This window comes from Lysobacter sp. Root690 (assembly GCF_001427785.1).
Taxonomy (GTDB): domain Bacteria; phylum Pseudomonadota; class Gammaproteobacteria; order Xanthomonadales; family Xanthomonadaceae; genus Lysobacter.
Genome location: NZ_LMHM01000012.1, coordinates 923,451 through 939,346 on the forward strand (window position 1 = coordinate 923,451; position 15,896 = coordinate 939,346).

General features: G+C 66.2%; 10 protein-coding genes. 4 read left to right on the forward strand and 6 right to left on the reverse strand.

Annotation, left to right across the window (positions count from 1 at the left end; translation table 11 throughout):
• Positions 1-181 precede the first annotated feature (181 nt).
• Positions 182-2,545: a TonB-dependent receptor gene (locus ASD86_RS11830; protein ID WP_056110552.1), complete on the reverse strand. Its 2,364-nt coding sequence runs from the start codon at positions 2,543-2,545 to the stop codon at positions 182-184.
• A 174-nt stretch (positions 2,546-2,719) separates the two neighbouring features.
• On the opposite strand from ASD86_RS11830, the gene ASD86_RS11835 reads away from it, so the two are divergent.
• Positions 2,720-3,949 carry a phytase gene (locus ASD86_RS11835; protein ID WP_082578281.1) on the forward strand — a complete coding sequence of 410 codons (1,230 nt, stop codon included), beginning with the start codon at positions 2,720-2,722 and terminating at the stop codon, positions 3,947-3,949.
• Positions 3,950-4,035: 86 nt separating this feature from the next.
• Here ASD86_RS11835 and ASD86_RS11840 read toward each other — a convergent pair whose 3' ends face one another.
• Complete coding sequence (locus ASD86_RS11840) at positions 4,036-4,584, reverse strand: hypothetical protein (RefSeq protein WP_157476536.1); 549 nt, start codon at positions 4,582-4,584, stop codon at positions 4,036-4,038.
• Positions 4,585-4,757: 173 nt separating this feature from the next.
• Here ASD86_RS11840 and ASD86_RS11845 point away from each other — a divergent pair, with 173 nt between their 5' ends.
• Positions 4,758-6,887, forward strand: coding sequence for a S9 family peptidase (locus ASD86_RS11845; RefSeq protein WP_082578282.1), 2,130 nt, complete (start codon positions 4,758-4,760; stop codon positions 6,885-6,887).
• Positions 6,888-7,231: 344 nt separating this feature from the next.
• Here the strand turns inward: ASD86_RS11845 and ASD86_RS11850 are convergent, their stop codons facing one another.
• Positions 7,232-7,666: a GNAT family N-acetyltransferase gene (locus tag ASD86_RS11850; protein ID WP_056110556.1), complete on the reverse strand. Its 435-nt coding sequence runs from the start codon at positions 7,664-7,666 to the stop codon at positions 7,232-7,234.
• A gap of 142 nt (positions 7,667-7,808) precedes the next feature.
• Positions 7,809-8,069 carry a DUF2782 domain-containing protein gene (locus ASD86_RS11855; RefSeq protein WP_056110750.1) on the reverse strand — a complete coding sequence of 87 codons (261 nt, stop codon included), beginning with the start codon at positions 8,067-8,069 and terminating at the stop codon, positions 7,809-7,811.
• A gap of 241 nt (positions 8,070-8,310) precedes the next feature.
• Between ASD86_RS11855 and polA the strand changes: the two genes are divergently transcribed.
• Positions 8,311-11,082: a DNA polymerase I gene (gene polA, locus ASD86_RS11860; RefSeq protein WP_056110557.1), complete on the forward strand. Its 2,772-nt coding sequence runs from the start codon at positions 8,311-8,313 to the stop codon at positions 11,080-11,082.
• A gap of 706 nt (positions 11,083-11,788) precedes the next feature.
• Here the strand turns inward: polA and ASD86_RS11865 are convergent.
• The gene (locus tag ASD86_RS11865) at positions 11,789-13,783 is read right to left on the reverse strand and encodes a TonB-dependent receptor (protein ID WP_056110559.1); all 1,995 of its coding nucleotides are present in this window, start codon (positions 13,781-13,783) and stop codon (positions 11,789-11,791) included.
• 362 nt (positions 13,784-14,145) lie between these two features.
• Here ASD86_RS11865 and ASD86_RS11870 point away from each other — a divergent pair, with 362 nt between their 5' ends.
• The gene (locus tag ASD86_RS11870; protein ID WP_056110561.1) at positions 14,146-14,622 is read left to right on the forward strand and encodes a YetF domain-containing protein; all 477 of its coding nucleotides are present in this window, start codon (positions 14,146-14,148) and stop codon (positions 14,620-14,622) included.
• Between the two features lie 144 nt (positions 14,623-14,766).
• Here ASD86_RS11870 and hemF read toward each other — a convergent pair whose 3' ends face one another.
• On the reverse strand, positions 14,767-15,681 hold the full coding sequence (gene hemF, locus ASD86_RS11875) for an oxygen-dependent coproporphyrinogen oxidase (protein ID WP_056110564.1): 915 nt from the start codon (positions 15,679-15,681) through the stop codon (positions 14,767-14,769).
• Positions 15,682-15,896: the final 215 nt, after the last annotated feature.

A 15,896-nucleotide genomic window follows, 5' to 3' on the forward strand; every position in this document is an offset into this window, starting at 1 on the left:
TGCGGCCAACCTGACGCGGCAGCGACTGGTTTGCGTCGTTCGCTCGTGTTCGCGGGAATGACGAGTGGAAGAATGCGCGATTGATGGAAATGAGCGTGAAGTTGAGTATGAGATTTTCGCCGATCCATAGGTCCATCGATCCATCGATCGATCGGTCCGTCACTCCCTCAACCTTCATCCCTCAAAACGCATGCCGCACAACCACCTGATACACCCGCCCAGCCTTCTCGCTTTCCCGCTCATACTCGTCGTACTCGCGATCCAACTGCTCAGCCAGCGTATTGAACTTGTGGAACGCCTCATCCTTCGAAGCGTTCAACAGGTTCGAACCGGTCAACCGCACCGCCACCCGCGAGCCGAAGCGCTTCTCGATGAAGGCCTCCAGATCGGCGCCGTAATGGGTCGACACTTCCTCGCCGAGCACGCGCGCATAGGCATCGCCCTGGCGCCGATAGCTTGCGCCGAACGACATCCCCAGCGACGGCAAGTCCTGGATGAAACCGACGTTGAGCACCGAACTGGGCTGGTTGTTGAAACGGCGCCGGCCGAAATCGTCGTCGACTTCGCTGTCCAGCCATGAGTAATTGAGGAACACGCCGGTATCCGGCAGGCCCAGCGCGGTCAGCGGTGTGGATAGGTCGAACTCAGCGCCATACACGCGCGCGTCGCCGACGTTGGCGGCGGTGAACACGAAGCTGTCCGGATCCAGCACCGGATAACCCGGCGTGCCCGGGCCGGCGCCCGGATTCTCGTCGAGAAAATCTTCGATCGCATCCTCGTGATCGTCCAGCGCGGTCGCGCTCGGCCGGCCGGTGCCGACGATTTCGATCAGGTCGCGGACCTTGCGGTAGAACAGGTTGATCCCGACCACGCCGCGCTTGCCGAGCCGGTGCTCGTAGCCCAGGTCCAGACCCCACGCGGTTTCCGGCCGCAGGCTGGGATTGCCGAGAAAATCGTTATCGCCGTATTCCTCTTCCAAAGTCAGCGGCAGCAGTTGATCGAAATTCGGCCGGCGCACGGTGCGCGCGAGCGATGCGCTGAGCCGATCGTGCTCGGTCAGGTTGTAGCGCAGATGCGCCGACGGCAGCAGCAGGCCGTAATCCTTCTGGTCGCGGCGGTTGTCGTCGCCGTCTTCGGCGCTACTGACGATCTTCGAGCGCGTGGTCTCGTAACGCAGGCCGGTTTCCCAGTCGATCCGTTCGTGCTTGCCGGAGAACATCAGATACGGATCGATCCGGCGCTCTTCGATGCGACTGCGCTGGCGGCTGAAATCCTCGTAGGGCGCTAGCGGCTCGCCTTCCTCTTCGGCTTCGACCTCACTGGTGCGCAATGAAGTCTTGCGACGCTTGTCCAGCCCGTCCACGCCGAATTCCATCTTCGCCGCGCCGAGCGCGCGGGTATGCGCGAGCTTGAAGCTCAGCTCGCTGTCGCGTGTATCGCCGAGGATGCGAGTGCCTTCGAAGCCGTCGAACGAGGGCGGCGTGTCCTCGTCGTCGTAGCCGATCTCCTGCTCGGTGTCGAAGCGCTTGTCGTCGAAGCGCGCATAGCCAAGGTCGATCTCGCTGCGGCCGCCGGCCATGTCGAAGGCGTAGCTCGCATTGAGCGTGGCGTTGCGCTGCTTGATGTCGACGTTCTGATCGTTGACCGACAGCAGATTATCGCGCGCGCGGCTGGCCGGATCGTTGTACTCCAGCGAATGCTCGGTCTCGGTGCGGTCGGTACGCACATAGAAACCGTCCAGGCTCAGCTTGCCGGTGCCGATCTCGCGGCTGTAGGACAGGTTGCCGGAGTAGTCGGTGCCGTCGCGCACGTCGCTCTGATCTTCGCGGTCGACGAAATCGCCGCCGGGCGCGTCGAAGCGATCGCTGCGCTTGCGCTTGGGGTTGTGCCGGCCCTGCACGTTGACGCCGCCGAGCAGGCGGCCGCCGGCGACATCGCCGCTGCCGACCGCGCCGAACACCGGCTTGACCTCGTCGTCGTCGAAATACGCCGCGCCGGCGCGCAGATAACCACCGTCGAATTGATAGGCGTCGCGCAGGACGATGTTGAGCGCACCGGCGACCGCATCGCCGGAGCGGTTCGCGCTGGGGCTGCGGATGATTTCGATGCGTTCGACCAGTTCGGCCGGAATGCGGTCGACATAGAACGAACGATCGCCGCCGGCGCCGGGTACTTTCTTGCCGTTGATCAGGATCTGGGTGTAGCCCGGATCCAGGCCGCGCAGGCGTGCGCCGTCGAATTCGAGCACGTCGGACACGAAACCTACGCTCGGCACGCGCTTGAGCATGTCGCCCACGGTCAGCGGTTCGAAGCGCTGGAAATAGTCCAGACCGTAGCTCAGGGTCGGCGCGGTCGCGTCACTGCGGTCGCGGTAAGCGATATCGCCGGTGACGGTGACGCGATCGAGCTCGGTCGCCACTTCGCTCGCGCCACCGGGGCCGGCGGGCGCGACCGTATCGATCGCGAGCGCCGGGCCGGCGAGCGCGGCCAGCAGCGCGGCGCTGAGTGCGCGATGGTGGAGCGTGGGACGTCGCGGACTGCGCATGGTGTTCGCCGGTGAAGAGATGGCGAACGTTGTAAGTCCGGGCAATGGCAGGACGATGACGGCCGGCGCACTTTATGGCTTTTGCGTTGGTCGCCGTCGCGCGGTCTGTCATCAATTATGCATGTGACGGTTCTATAACAGCCGCTGGGGAATCCTGTGAATTCGAGCACGCCGATGCGTTCAACTGTATGTGTGTCCGTCCTGGTGCCGGTATTACTGGCGCTGTCCGCTTGCGCGACGCCCGAGACGCCGCGTGTGTCCGATCCGTCCACGCCGCTGGTCGAGCGCGCGCCCGACAAGCGCGAGCCCGATGAGCGCGCCGACGCCGATCCTTTGCTGTCGCGGGCCGGCGTCGCGCATCAGGTGGTCGAAGAAGCCTTCGTGACCCCGGCCACGCCGCGGGACAATATCGATTCGCCCGCGGTGTGGCGCGCGTCGAACGGCCGCTTGTGGCTGCTGGCGACGGCCAAACAGGGCGGGGCGCTGACGATCTACGACGGCGACGACGGCCGCGCGATCGGCCGCTTCGGCCGCGAAGGCGATGCGCTCGGCGAATTCCGCCGGCCCAACGGCATCGCCGTGCTCGGCGATCTGGCGTTCGTGGTCGAACGCGACAACCGCCGCGTGCAGGTGCTGTCGCTGTCGATGCCGGCCGCGACCAGCCGCGCGGTCGGAGTCGCCGACACGCGCGCGCCGCAACTGCGCGCACTGATGAGTTTCGGCCAGCAGCAACTGCAACAGCCGTATGGGCTGTGGGTGCGCGCGCTAGGCCCGCAGCAACTGGAAGTGATCGTCACCGATGCCTACATGGCAGGCGAAGACGCGGACGGCAACGAAATTCCGCCGCCGCTGGAGCAGCTCGGCCGGCGCATGCAGCGATATCGCCTGCAACTCGACGGCGCGACGCCCGTCGCGCAACACGTCGCCGCATTCGGCGACACCAGCGCGGCCGGCGCGATCCGCGTGCCCGAGTCGATCTGGGGCGACCCCGCCCACGACCGCCTGCTGATCGCCGAGGAAGATCTCGCCACCGGCACCGCGGTGCGCGACTACAGTCTCGACGGCCGTTATCGCGGCCAGACCATCGGCCAGGGCCTGTTCAAGGCCCAGGCCGAAGGCATCGCGTTGTGGCAGTGCGACGACGGCAGCGGTTACTGGATTGCCACCGATCAGTTTAAGGATCGCAGCGTGTTCCATGTGTTCGACCGCGCCAGCCTGCGCCACCTGGGCGCTTTCGCCGGCAAGACCGTCGGTAACACCGACGGCGTGTGGCTGCAGCAGAACGGCTCGGTACGTTTCCCCGACGGCGTGTTCTATGCGGTTCACGACGATCAGGCGGTCGGCGCGTTCGACTGGCGCGATGTGGCTCGGGCCTTGGGGTTGCGCAGCCGCTGCTCGGGCTGAGGGTCCAGAGAAAAGAGTGCGGAGGAGTGAGGAACGAGTAACAGCGGCCCTTACTCGGTCCTCACTCCTCTGCATTCGTTCCTGCTTCACCGGTCGGTGAGCTTGAACGACTTCACCAGTAAATCGAAGCCCGGCTGAGTCTGGGCCAGGTCCTCGTCCGCGCTCTGGGTGATCAGGAACGCGCTGCGATGCGCGCCGGTGATCTTGCGGTACTCGCGCAAGTGCGGAACCTTCACTCCGGCCAGGCTCACGGTGTAGTGCTCGCGGATCGTGCCTTCGGTGAAGCCCGACAGGTCGAAACGGGTTTCGCGGCGCAGCACCGACGGTGTCTGCTTGTCGGCCTCGGCGGAAAAATCGCGGGCGAAGGTTTCCAGTTCCAGCCCGCGGTCGGCCTGCACGATCGCGATGAAGATCGCCGAGCCGGGGCTTTCCACGGTCAGGTAATGCGAGCCGGCGACGCGCTGGTCGTCGCTGACTTTCCAGTTGCCCGGAAGCTGCACGTGGACGCCCAGCCGGTCGTAGGGCTTGGGCGCCGACACGTTCGCGGCGGGTTCGCCGCAGCCGGCGAGCAGCAGGGCCAGACCGACGGCCAGCCAGCCGGCGGCGACACGATGCAATGCACGAGCATGAGCCATCGACATCCTCCTTATGCCGTCCCCCTGTGGACTCGGGCCACCCTAACAGCCCATTGCGTCGCGCGCGTGTGCCGCCGGGCCGTGCAGGCGCCCGGGCACGACCAACGACACTGGGAGCGGCGGCCGCCGACGGCCTAGGCTGCGGTTTCATGCCTGCCGAACGGGACCCACCGATGTCCGTACGTTTCGTCTTCGCCGCCGCGCTCGCCTTGTGCGTGCTGCCGTTGTCTTTCTGTCCAGCGCAAGCTGCCGATCTGCACAGTGATCCGCGCAACCTGCAACCCAAGGATCTGTTCGATCTGGAATGGGCCGACGCGCCGTCGATGTCGCCCGACGGCCGTCGCATCGTCTATCAGCGCAAGTTCTTCGACATCATGAAGGACCGTCGGCGCAGCAATCTGTGGCTGATCGAAACCGACAGCGGCAAGCAGCGGCCGCTGACCAGCGGCGCGTACGGCGACGGCGCCGCGGTGTGGTCTCCGAGCGGCGATCGCATCGCCTGGGTGTCGGACCGCGACGGTTCGGCGCAGATCTGGGTGCGCTGGATGGACAGCGGCCAGCAGTCGCCGATCAGCCGCCTGAGCGAAGGTCCGTCGAACCTGGCGTGGTCGCCGGACGGGCGCTGGATCGCGTTCACCCAGCACGTCGCCGCCGACACCACGCCGCTGGCGAAGCTGCCGGACAAGCCCGAGGGCGCGCAGTGGGCCGACGCGGTCAAGCTGATCGACCGGATGAACTACCGCGCCGACGGCGCCGGCTATCTCAAGCCCGGCTACGAGCACGTGTTCGTGATGCCGGCCGACGGCGGCACGCCGCGCCAGGTCACCCAGGGCGATTTCGATTACGAATCCACCCCGGTGTGGAGTCGCGACGGGCGCTCGCTGTACGTGGTGTCCAATCGCGGCCCCGAGGCCGAGTACCACCCGATCGATCAGGACATCTACCGAGTCGACGTGGCCAGCGGCGCGACCGTGGCGCTGACCGACCGGCGCGGTCCGGACGTATCGCCGACCTTGTCGCCGGACGGGCGCCAGCTGGCTTATGTGGGCTACGACGATCGCAAGCTCGGCTATCAGGTCGCGCATCTGTACGTGCTCGATCTCGACAGCGGTGCTTCGCGCGCGTTGACCGAGCGGTTCGACTACGAGATCGAGAACCCGCGTTGGGACAGCCAAGGGCGCGGGCTGTATTTCGGCTACGACCGCGAAGGCGTGAGCCATCTGGGCTGGATCGCGGCGAGCGGTGGCGCGGTCGAATCGGTCAGCGACGATGTCGGCGGCACCGCGGTCGGCCGGCCTTATCCGGGCGGCAGTTTTTCGGTCGGCGGCGGTCGTGTCGCCTACACCCACGGCAGCGCGTCGCGCATGGCCGACGTGGCGGTGGTGGCGCGCGGCGGCAAGTCGCGGGTCTTGACCGATCTCAATGCCGACTCGCTCGCGCGCAAGCGCCTGGGCGAAGTCGAAACCTTGTGGACCAAGTCGTCGGCCGACGGCTTGTCGGTGCAGGGCTGGATCGTCAAACCGCCGCAGTTCGAAGCCGGCAAGCGTTATCCGCTGCTGCTGGAAATCCATGGCGGCCCGTATGCGAACTACGGCCCGCGTTTCGCCGTGGAAACCCAGTTGTACGCCGCCGCCGGCTATGTCGTGCTGTACGTCAACCCGCGCGGCAGCACCAGTTACGGCCAGGCCTTCGCCGATCACATCCACCAAAACTATCCGAGCCACGACTACGACGATCTGATCAGCGCGGTCGATGCGACCATCGCCGAGGGTTATGTCGATCCGCAGCAGCTATATGTCACCGGCGGTTCCGGCGGCGGCGTGCTGACCGCGTGGATCGTCGGCCACACCGATCGTTTCCGCGCCGCGGTGGTGGCCAAACCGGTGATCAACTGGACGAGTTTCGCGCTGACTTCCGACGGCCCGTCCTACATCACCCAGCACTGGTTCCCCGGCCCGCCGTGGCAGGCGCAGGAAAACTACTGGAAGCGCTCGCCGCTGGCCTATGTCGGCAACGTCACCACCCCGACCATGCTGATCACCGGCGAAAGCGACTACCGCACGCCGATCTCGGAGACCGAGCAGTACTACACCGCGCTCAAGCTGCACCGCGTCGACAGCGCGATGATCCGCATCCCCGGCGCCTCGCACGGCATCGGCGCGCGGCCGAGCGAGACCTTGGCGCAGGTGCTCAATACGCTGGGGTGGTTCGAGCGGTATCGCAATCGGCCGCAGGTGGAGAAGGCGGCGGCTGGAGTGGCTTTGCAGTCAAGCGACACGGGTGCAGCGGCGCGTACCGAGTAAGCGCATCGATTCCTCTGTCTCGCCGCGTTACCGCTCCCCCCTTTGAAAAAGGGGGGGGCTAGGGGGGATTTGCTTTTCCCCGCAAGACCGGCCGAATCAACTGTCGGCGACGCGAAAAGCAAATCCCCCGCGCTCCAATTTCTTTCGGTTCACAAGCTACGCCGGGCGCTTGCCCCCTTTTCCAAAGTGGGCAACAGATGGTGGCTTCGTTGATTCAGGCATCGTCGGCGGTTGAACAGCCGACGCAACCGCAAGAAGGCATACGAAGTCCAACGCCCCCGCGGAACGCCGGCAATTCATCGCCAACAATCAGCGAGCCATCCGACCTCCTGCGACCCACGCCCCTAATCCAGCTTCACCCCAAAATGAAACGCCTCGATCCGCAACCGCTCGCGCAGATAGAACGCATGCGCGTCCTGCCGGTGCGTGCCGGAGTCCAGTTGCAGCCGCACGCAGCCCAGTCGCTTGGCCTCGGCCTTGAGCCAGTCCAGCATCGCCTTGCCGTAGCCCTGGCCGCGCACGGCTTCGTCGGTGATCAGGTCGTCGACGTAGACGTGCAATCCGACCGCCAGCATCTCCATCACCCGCCAGCACGCGAACGCGCGCGGCACGCCTTGGGCGTCGTAGGCCACCGTCGCGCGACAGCCCTCGGCGATCTGGCGGTGCATCTGGGCGAGGAAGCGAGCTTCGTCGAATTCGGGGCGCAGTTGCGACACCACCGGCCATACCGCGCGCAGTTCGGTGTCGCCGACGATGGTGCGGATTTCGGCGGTTGTCATTGCGGAAAAGAGACGTGGGAGCGAAGGGGTCGGATCGGAGAGATCCGATCAGAAACGGGAGCGGCGCACTGGCGCAACGCCGGCGCGCCATGAAACGGCTACGGCAGCTGACGACAGCGCGTCGGCCACGGCCAGCCGCACATCACCAACTGAAGAGTTTGTAATACACCGGCGAGACCGTGCCCTCGCCCTTGCTGCTGTCGAGGCGGCCGTCGCCGTCGTTGTCGACCAGGTAATAGACCGGGCCGCGCGACGGGGTGACCTTGACCGCGCGCAGCTGGCCGCCGACCCGGTATTCCTCGACGGTGTCGCCGTTCTCGACGCTGCGGGTGTAGACCTCCGCGCCCTTGAGCGCGGCGGTGGGGTCGTCGGTCGCGCCGCCCATGCTGGCGCAGCCGGCCATCAGGGCGGCGGCCACGAGGGCGGTCAGGACGGGGGCGAGGCGGCGCAGGCGGGCGTGCGGCGATGCGAGTGGGGCGCGCATGGCGAATCTCCGTGTATCAGGCCGCCAGCATACGCCGCGGTTGCGTTAAGCGTGTGCATCGGTTTGGCGGTCCGGCCGCGTCGCGCATCGAGCCGCATTCATCGGCCACGAACGGCCCGCATTCGCAGACCCGGCGACCGGGCAGCGTAGAATCGCGGGCATGAAAAGACTCGTCCTGATAGATGGTTCCAGCTACCTCTACCGCGCCTTCCATGCGCTGCCGCCGTTGACCAACGACGCCGGCGAGCCCACCGGCGCGCTGTTCGGCGTGGTCAACATGCTGCGCTCGACCCTGGCCGAACGGCCCGACTACGTGGCCTTCGTGGTCGACGCGCCCGGCAAGACCTTCCGCGACGACCTGGACCCGCAGTACAAGGCCAATCGCCCGCCGATGCCTGACGACCTGCGCGCCCAGGTGCTGCCGATGTGCGAGATCGTCGAGGCCCTGGGCATTCCGATCCTGCGCATCGACGGGGTCGAGGCGGACGATGTGATCGGCACCCTCGCGCTGCGCGCGGCCGGCGATGCGATCGACGTCACCATTTCCACCGGTGATAAGGACTTCGCCCAACTGGTGCGGCCCGGCGTGGTGCTGGTCAACACCATGAGCGGCAGCCGCATGGATTCCGACGAAGCGGTGATCGCCAAGTTCGGCGTGCGCCCGAATCAGATCGTCGACTTTCTGTCGCTGATGGGCGACAGCGTCGACAACGTGCCCGGCGTGGAGAAGTGCGGGCCGAAGACCGCGGCCAAATGGCTGGCCGAGTACGACACCCTGGAGGGCGTGATCGAACACGCCGATCAGATCAAGGGCAAGATCGGCGAGAACCTGCGCGCGGTGCTCGGCCGCCTGCCGCTCAATCGCGAGTTGACCACGATCAAGACCGACGTCGAACTCGACCGCGGCCCGCAGCAGCTCGCCCTGCGCGAGCGCGACACCGAGGCGTTGCGTACGCTGTACGCGCGCTACGGCTTCAAGCAGGCGCTGCGCGATATCGAGGGCAGCGCCAACACCACGGCGAACGAGATCGCCGCCGACCGCGCCGGCCTGCGCGCGACCGCCGCCGGCCATGCGCGTTCCAACGCGGCCGGCGAAACGCCGGACGCGGCGCTGTCGGCCAAGGGCGAATACGAGGCGATCGTGACCCAGCCGCAGCTCGACGCGCTGGTCGCGGCGCTGCAATCGAGCGAGGAATTCGCGTTCGACAGCGAAACCGATTCGCTCGATCCGATGATGGCCAACCTGGTCGGGTTGAGTTTCGCGACCGAACCCGGCCGCGCGGTGTATATCCCGCTGGCCCACGATTATCCCGGCGTGCCGGCGCAGCTCGATCGCCAGGCCGTGCTCGATGCGTTGCGGCCGGTGTTCGCCGATCCGGCGCGGCGTAAGCTCGGCCAGCACGGCAAGTACGATCTGCACGTCCTGCGCCGGCATGGCGTGGACGTGCTCGGTTACGCCGACGACACCATGCTGGAGAGCTTCGTCTACAACGCCACCGGCAGCCGTCACGACATGGATTCGCTGGCCAAGCGTTACCTGGGCTACGACACGATCAAGTATGCCGATGTCGCCGGCAAGGGCGCCAAGCAGATCCTGTTCTCGCAGGTCGCCCTCGACGATGCGACCAAGTACGCCGCCGAAGACGCCGACGTGACCTTGCGCCTGCACCGCGTGCTCGGCGCGCGTCTGGCCGCCGAGCCGGAACTGGAAAAGGTCTACCGCGAGATCGAAATGCCGCTGGTCCCGGTGCTCGAACGCATCGAGGCCAACGGAGTGATGATCGACGGCGACGAACTGCGCCGGCAATCGCAGGACCTGGGCAAGCGCATGCTCGCCGCGCAGATCAAGGCCACCGAACTCGCCGGGCGCACCTTCAACCTGGATTCGCCCAAGCAGTTGCAGGCGTTGCTGTTCGACGAACTCAAGCTGCCGGTGCTGGTGAAGACCCCGACCGGCCAGCCGAGCACCAACGAAGAAGCGCTCGAAGCGATCGCCGATCAGCACGAACTGCCGCGGGTGATTTTGGAATACCGCGGCTTGGCGAAACTGCGCAGCACCTACACCGACAAACTGTCGGAGATGGTCAATCCGCACACCGGCCGCGTCCACACCAGTTATCACCAGGCCGGCGCGGCGACCGGACGCCTGGCGTCGAGCGATCCGAACCTGCAGAACATTCCGATCCGCACCGACGACGGCCGACGCATTCGCCGCGCTTTCGTCGCGCCGGAAGGCCGGCGTCTGGTCGCCTGCGATTACTCGCAGATCGAACTGCGGATCATGGCCCACCTGTCGGAAGACCCGGGCCTGGTGCGCGCGTTCGAATCCGGCGCCGACGTGCATCGCGCGACCGCGGCCGAAGTGTTCGGCAAGAAATCGCTGGAAGAGGTCAGCTCGAACGAACGGCGCGCGGCCAAGGCGATCAACTTCGGTCTGATGTACGGCATGAGCGCGTTCGGTCTGGCGCGTCAGCTCGGCATCGGCCGCGGCGAGGCGCAGGATTACATCGCCCTGTATTTCAGCCGTTATCCGGGTGTGCGCGATTTCATGGAGCGCACGCGTCAGGATGCGCGCGACAAGGGCTATGTCGAAACCGTGTTCGGCCGTCGCCTGTATCTGGAGAACATCAAGGCGTCGAACCAAGGCCTGCGCGCGGGCGCTGAACGCGCCGCGATCAACGCACCGATGCAGGGCACCGCGGCCGACATCATCAAGCGCGCGATGATCGACATCGACGGCTGGCTGTCACAGCACGCCGACAGTGCCAAGATGATCCTGCAGGTGCACGACGAACTGGTATTCGAGGTCGATAGCGCATTCGCCGATACTTTGATCGCGCAGGCCACACAGCGGATGGCGACCGCGGCCACACTTCGCGTTCCTCTGGTTGTTGACACCGGTATCGGTATTAACTGGGACGAAGCGCATTAAATATCGTGAAAGCGTTGATTTTGCTGGGTTTGGTAGAATGAATCGGTCCTGAATCCAACAATTTATTAACTCTGATCTTCACGAACTATCCATGTGCCAGGTGGTCATATAGGTCGCGACAGATGCAACGTCTGTCGCCGATCTCTCCCTCCCCTGGAGTGATCCCCCGGAGCGAACGCCCCCTCCCCAGGGCACGCTCCACCAGCCCCGCCGGCCCCCCCTGCCTGCGGGGCTTTTTATTTGTGTCGCCGAAAGCCGCCTTGCTGTGCAGGGCGGCTTTTTGTTTGGGTACTCAGTTGAGCACCGTGTTGGTTCTGGCGCATGCGTGCATAAGCGTCGCAGAGGACTGCGTTAGCGGCCTGCGCATGGCGCTGGATGCTCGAGCGCCGTAGTGACGGGCACACCCGCAATCTCCCAAGCCGTCATTCCCGCGAACGCGGGAATCCAGTGACTTTCGCGAAAGCGTACGAAGTCTTACGCGAGCGCTCGCACTCATAGAGCAAAGTCGCTGGATGTTCGGCTCCGCCGAAATAAAAGCGGAGCCCGCGTTCGCGGGAATGACGTCAGGTAGGGATGTCGCTGCGGGTAATCCGTCGCTTCGGTTCGTTGGCTAGCCACTAATAGGCATTAAGCCAACCCAACGAGATAAACAAACCAGACGCCCGGCATACCCGGGCGTCATCGACTACGCAGAATTTAGAATTACTTAGAACCGATACGTCAACGACACCGACAACTCGCGTCCCGGCGACGGGAAGCCGATATACGTGCCCGAGCCGGCCTGGTAACCGTAGGTGCCGTGGTCGTAGTAGAACCGGTCGAACAGGTTGTTGACCGCCGCGCTCAGCTTGAGCCGGTCGTCGCCGAGCAGGTTCCAGTTCGCCATCACGTCCACCACCGCGTAGCCGGGCTTGTCCGGCGCGGTCGGCGCGATCGAGTTGCGCTCGTCTTCGACCAGGCGCGCGCGCACCGCGTAGTTGGCGTGCTGCGACGCGGGCTGCCAGTCGAAGCGTGCGGTCCAGGTGCGACCGATGCTGGTGCCCAGGCCGAGGTCGGCGTCGTTGAGCGGGCGGTCGTCGAAGGTGTTGTCGGAATTCCACACGCCGACGCTGACGCCCATGCGCTGCCAGCGCTTGCCGATCTCGGCCTCGTAGCCCTCGACCTTGGCGGTGCCGATGTTTTCCCAATAGCCCCAGGCCGCGCCGCCGTCGTAGACCGCGGAAATATAGTTCTCGATGCGCTGGCGATACCCGGTGGCGCGGGCGAAGTAGCCGTCCTTCTCCCAGGACACGCCGAATTCGATGTTGTCGGCCTGCTCGCCATCCAGGTCGCCGCGGTGGGTGTACAGCGCGCTGAAGAAAGCTTCGCGGATGGTGACGCCACGGAAGGCTTCCGAATAGGCCAAGCGGAAGGTCAGCGGCTCGATCGGGGTCCATTCGATCGAGGCGTTGGGGCTGGCCTTGGCTTCGCTGTTCTTCGCACCTGCGCTGACGCCCGACTTGCCCTCGTGGCGGTAGTCGTCGTAACGCAGGCCGGCCGACAGCGTCCACTGCGGCGACGGCGTCCAGCGGCCCTGTGCGTACGCGCCGAACACCCGCGCGGTCTGCTCGGTGCGGCCCCAGAACGGCGGTGGCGTGGCCTGCTGGCGCGCGTGCAGGCGGTCGCCGCGGTAATCGAGGCCGTAGGTCAGCGACAGCGCGTCCCAGGTCGAGGTGTTGCGCAGGTCCATGCCGGTGCTGGTCTGCTCGCCCCAGCTGTAGAGGATGCCGGTGGTGTTGCGGCGGTTCTCGTAGCTGCTGCGGGTGCGGTAGGCGGTGAAGCGCGCATCGACCGCGTCGCCTTCGGGATCGAAGCGGTGTTCGTAGGACACGGTGTCGCGACGCATCTGGTGATCGGACAGGATGTAGCGGCCGGTGAAGTTGGTCATGTGCGGCCGTTCGTAGTACGTGCCGGTGTCGTCGAGGTGCTCGGCCGACAGGTCGAAGCTGTGCGCGTCGAACACGCCGCTGAGCTTGAACTGGGCGCGCTCGTGTTCGAACGCGGTCGGCTTGACCCGGTCGCCGTGGCCGTCTTCGTAGTCGCCGCCGTCCTGGTAGACGTAGGTCGCCAGCACGCCGAGATGATCCGACAGGCGTCCGTAACCGGCGAGCACGCCCTTGCTGCTGTTGCCGCCGGCCGCGCCCTTGATCAGGAAGCCGGCGTCCTGGCCTGGGCGCAGCAGGTCGAAGGCGTCGCGGGTGCGCACGCGCATCGCGCCGGTCAGCGCGCCGGCGCCCTGGGTGGCCGCGCCCGCGCCGGCATCGAGTTCGATCGACTTGATGAATTCGGGTTCGATCTGCACCCGGGTCTGGTGGTGATACAGCTCGGCCGGTTCCTGCGCGCCGTCGATGGTCACGTTGAGCATGGTGTCTTCGAAGCCGCGCACGTAGACCTTCTGCGCCACCGGCGAGCCGCCGCCGACGGCCACGCCCGATTCGTTCGACAGCAGGTCGCTCAGGTCCGAGGCTTGGGTCAGTTCGATCTCGCCGCGGTCGAGGTCGAAGTTGCCCGGCTCGCGTTCGGCGACGACGGTGATCGAATCCAGGGTGCGTGCGGAGTCGCCGCTGTCGGCGGCGTGGACGGCGCCGGCGAACGGCGCGCAGGCGAGTAGGGCGCAGGCGAGGGCGGCCGGGCGCAGCGGACGGGAGACGGTGACGGACATGAGCGGGCGATCCTTCGGGTCAGGCGCAGCGCCGCGCGGCCGGGCCGTGAGAGGCCGGTCGGGGTGGGTGCGATAAGGGGAAGGCTTCCGCTGGCTGTCGGTGCGCTGAGCGCTGGGGCGGGCGAAGCGTGCGCATTCTGCGGGCGCGGGGCGGATGTTGCAAATACCAGCGGCTGTCGGCGCGGCGCGGTGTGCGGAAGCGTGACGGCGGCGGTTTCGCGCTCCGGTCTTCGTCGCCCGTGATCGGCGTGGTCGCCTGCGATCGCCAGGCGCGCGGTACGGCGGTCGCATCGGCCGTGACGCGCGTTGCACGTACACACGCGCCACAATCGCGCTCACTACCCGCCCCTGGAGCCCGCCCGATGTCCGACGCCTTTCATCTGTCGATGCCGTGGTGGGAGTACCTGGTGCGCGCCTGCATCGTCTACTTCGTGCTGCTGGGCATGATCCGGGTATCGGGCAAACGCTCGATGGGCCAGTTCACCTCGTTCGACATGCTGCTGGTGGTGCTGCTCGGCAACGCGGTGCAGAACGCCTTGCTGGGCTCCGACAACTCGGTCACCGGCGGATTGATCCTGGCGGCGACCTTGATCGTGCTGAACTGGACGGTCGGCTATGTCGCCGCGCGCAGCGCGCGCGCCGAGCGCGCGCTGGAAGGCGAGCCGGTGGTGCTGGCGCGCGACGGCCATGTGTTCCGCAACGTGCTGCGTCGCGAACTCGTCAGCCGCGCCGATTTCGAGAAGGCGATGCGCGAGAACGATTGCGACGAGATCGACCACATCGGCCTGGCGATGCTGGAGACCAACGGGCACATCACGATCTTGAACAAGGCGAAGTAGCCAGGCTCGGACGTCACTGCGATAGCGCCTGTAGGAGCTGCGCAAGCTGCGACCGCGACATCGCGCATACGACGCCGCTGTGATCTCGCGGTCGCAGCTTGCGCAGCTCCTACAGCGGGATACGGAGCTACGCGGCGCGGGTGCTCAGCTTTCGGCTTCGCCCAGCCAATCGCGCGGGACCAGATACTGCGCCAGCTTCGCCTCGTCGCTGTCGGCCTCGGGGCTGAAGCCGTATTCCCAGCGCACCAGCGGCGGCAGGCTCATCAGGATCGATTCGGTGCGACCGCCCGATTGCAGGCCGAACAAGGTGCCGCGGTCGAACACCAGATTGAATTCGACGTAGCGGCCGCGCCGGTACAGCTGGAACTGCCGCTCGCGCTCGCCGTACGGCGTGTCGCGGCGGCGTTCGACCAACGGCAGATAGGCATCGAGAAAGCCGTCGCCGACCGCGCGCTGATAGGCGAAGTCGCGTTCGAAATCGCCGTGCAGGTCGTCGAAGAACAGCCCGCCGACACCGCGGGTCTCGTTGCGGTGCTTGAGGAAGAAATACTCGTCGCACCAGCGCTTGTGCGCCTGGTAGCGCTCCTCGCCGCCGAACGGTTCGCACAAGGTCCGCGCGGTGCGGTGCCAGTGGCGCACGTCTTCGTCGAAGGGATAGAACGGCGTCAGGTCGAAGCCGCCGCCGAACCACCACGCCACCGTCTCGCCGTCGCGCATCGCGCGGAAGTGGCGCACGTTGGCGTGGGTGGTGGGCAGGTAGGGATTGTTCGGATGGAACACCAGCGACACGCCGACCGCGCGCCACGAGGCGCCGGCCAGTTCCGGCCGCGCGGCGGTCGCCGACGGCGGCAGTTTCGTGCCCGAGACGTCGGAGAAGCCGATACCGGCCTGCTCAAACACCTTGCCGCCGCGCAGGATGCGGGTGCGGCCGCCGCCGCCCTCAGGGCGCTGCCATATATCTTCGGCGAAGCGGGCTTCGCCGTCCGCGTGTTCGATGGCGGCGCACAGGCGGTCCTGCAGGCCGGATAGATACTCACGTACGCGGTCGAAGTCGCTCATGGGCGCATTCTAGCGGGGGTGCGTATTGCTTGGCAGGGATTTCGATGTCGCGATTGGGCGGTTGGCGAAATCTGGAGTCGATGGGTATGCATGCATCGCCCAAACCGCCATTCCCGCCAATGCGGGATCTGCCTTACTTCAGCCCATCTGACTTTGCTTGAGCCTGAAGCCGCGCAGTTCATCCAGCGCTGCGAAGCCGCTGACCCGCGAGAACA

Excerpts from the sequence above, each read along its gene's own strand:
- ASD86_RS11855 (WP_056110750.1), bottom strand. The coding sequence starts at position 8,069 with ATGGCCGGCTGCGCCAGCATGGGCGGCGCGACCGACGACCCCACCGCC.
- ASD86_RS11865 (WP_056110559.1), bottom strand. The coding sequence starts at position 13,783 with ATGTCCGTCACCGTCTCCCGTCCGCTGCGCCCGGCCGCCCTCGCCTGC.
- ASD86_RS11850 (WP_056110556.1), bottom strand. The coding sequence starts at position 7,666 with ATGACAACCGCCGAAATCCGCACCATCGTCGGCGACACCGAACTGCGC.
- ASD86_RS11840 (WP_157476536.1), bottom strand. The coding sequence starts at position 4,584 with ATGGCTCATGCTCGTGCATTGCATCGTGTCGCCGCCGGCTGGCTGGCC.
- ASD86_RS11845 (WP_082578282.1), top strand. The coding sequence starts at position 4,758 with ATGTCCGTACGTTTCGTCTTCGCCGCCGCGCTCGCCTTGTGCGTGCTG.
- ASD86_RS11835 (WP_082578281.1), top strand. The coding sequence starts at position 2,720 with ATGCGTTCAACTGTATGTGTGTCCGTCCTGGTGCCGGTATTACTGGCG.
- polA (WP_056110557.1), top strand. The coding sequence starts at position 8,311 with ATGAAAAGACTCGTCCTGATAGATGGTTCCAGCTACCTCTACCGCGCC.
- hemF (WP_056110564.1), bottom strand. The coding sequence starts at position 15,681 with ATGAGCGACTTCGACCGCGTACGTGAGTATCTATCCGGCCTGCAGGAC.
- ASD86_RS11870 (WP_056110561.1), top strand. The coding sequence starts at position 14,146 with ATGTCCGACGCCTTTCATCTGTCGATGCCGTGGTGGGAGTACCTGGTG.
- ASD86_RS11830 (WP_056110552.1), bottom strand. The coding sequence starts at position 2,545 with ATGCGCAGTCCGCGACGTCCCACGCTCCACCATCGCGCACTCAGCGCC.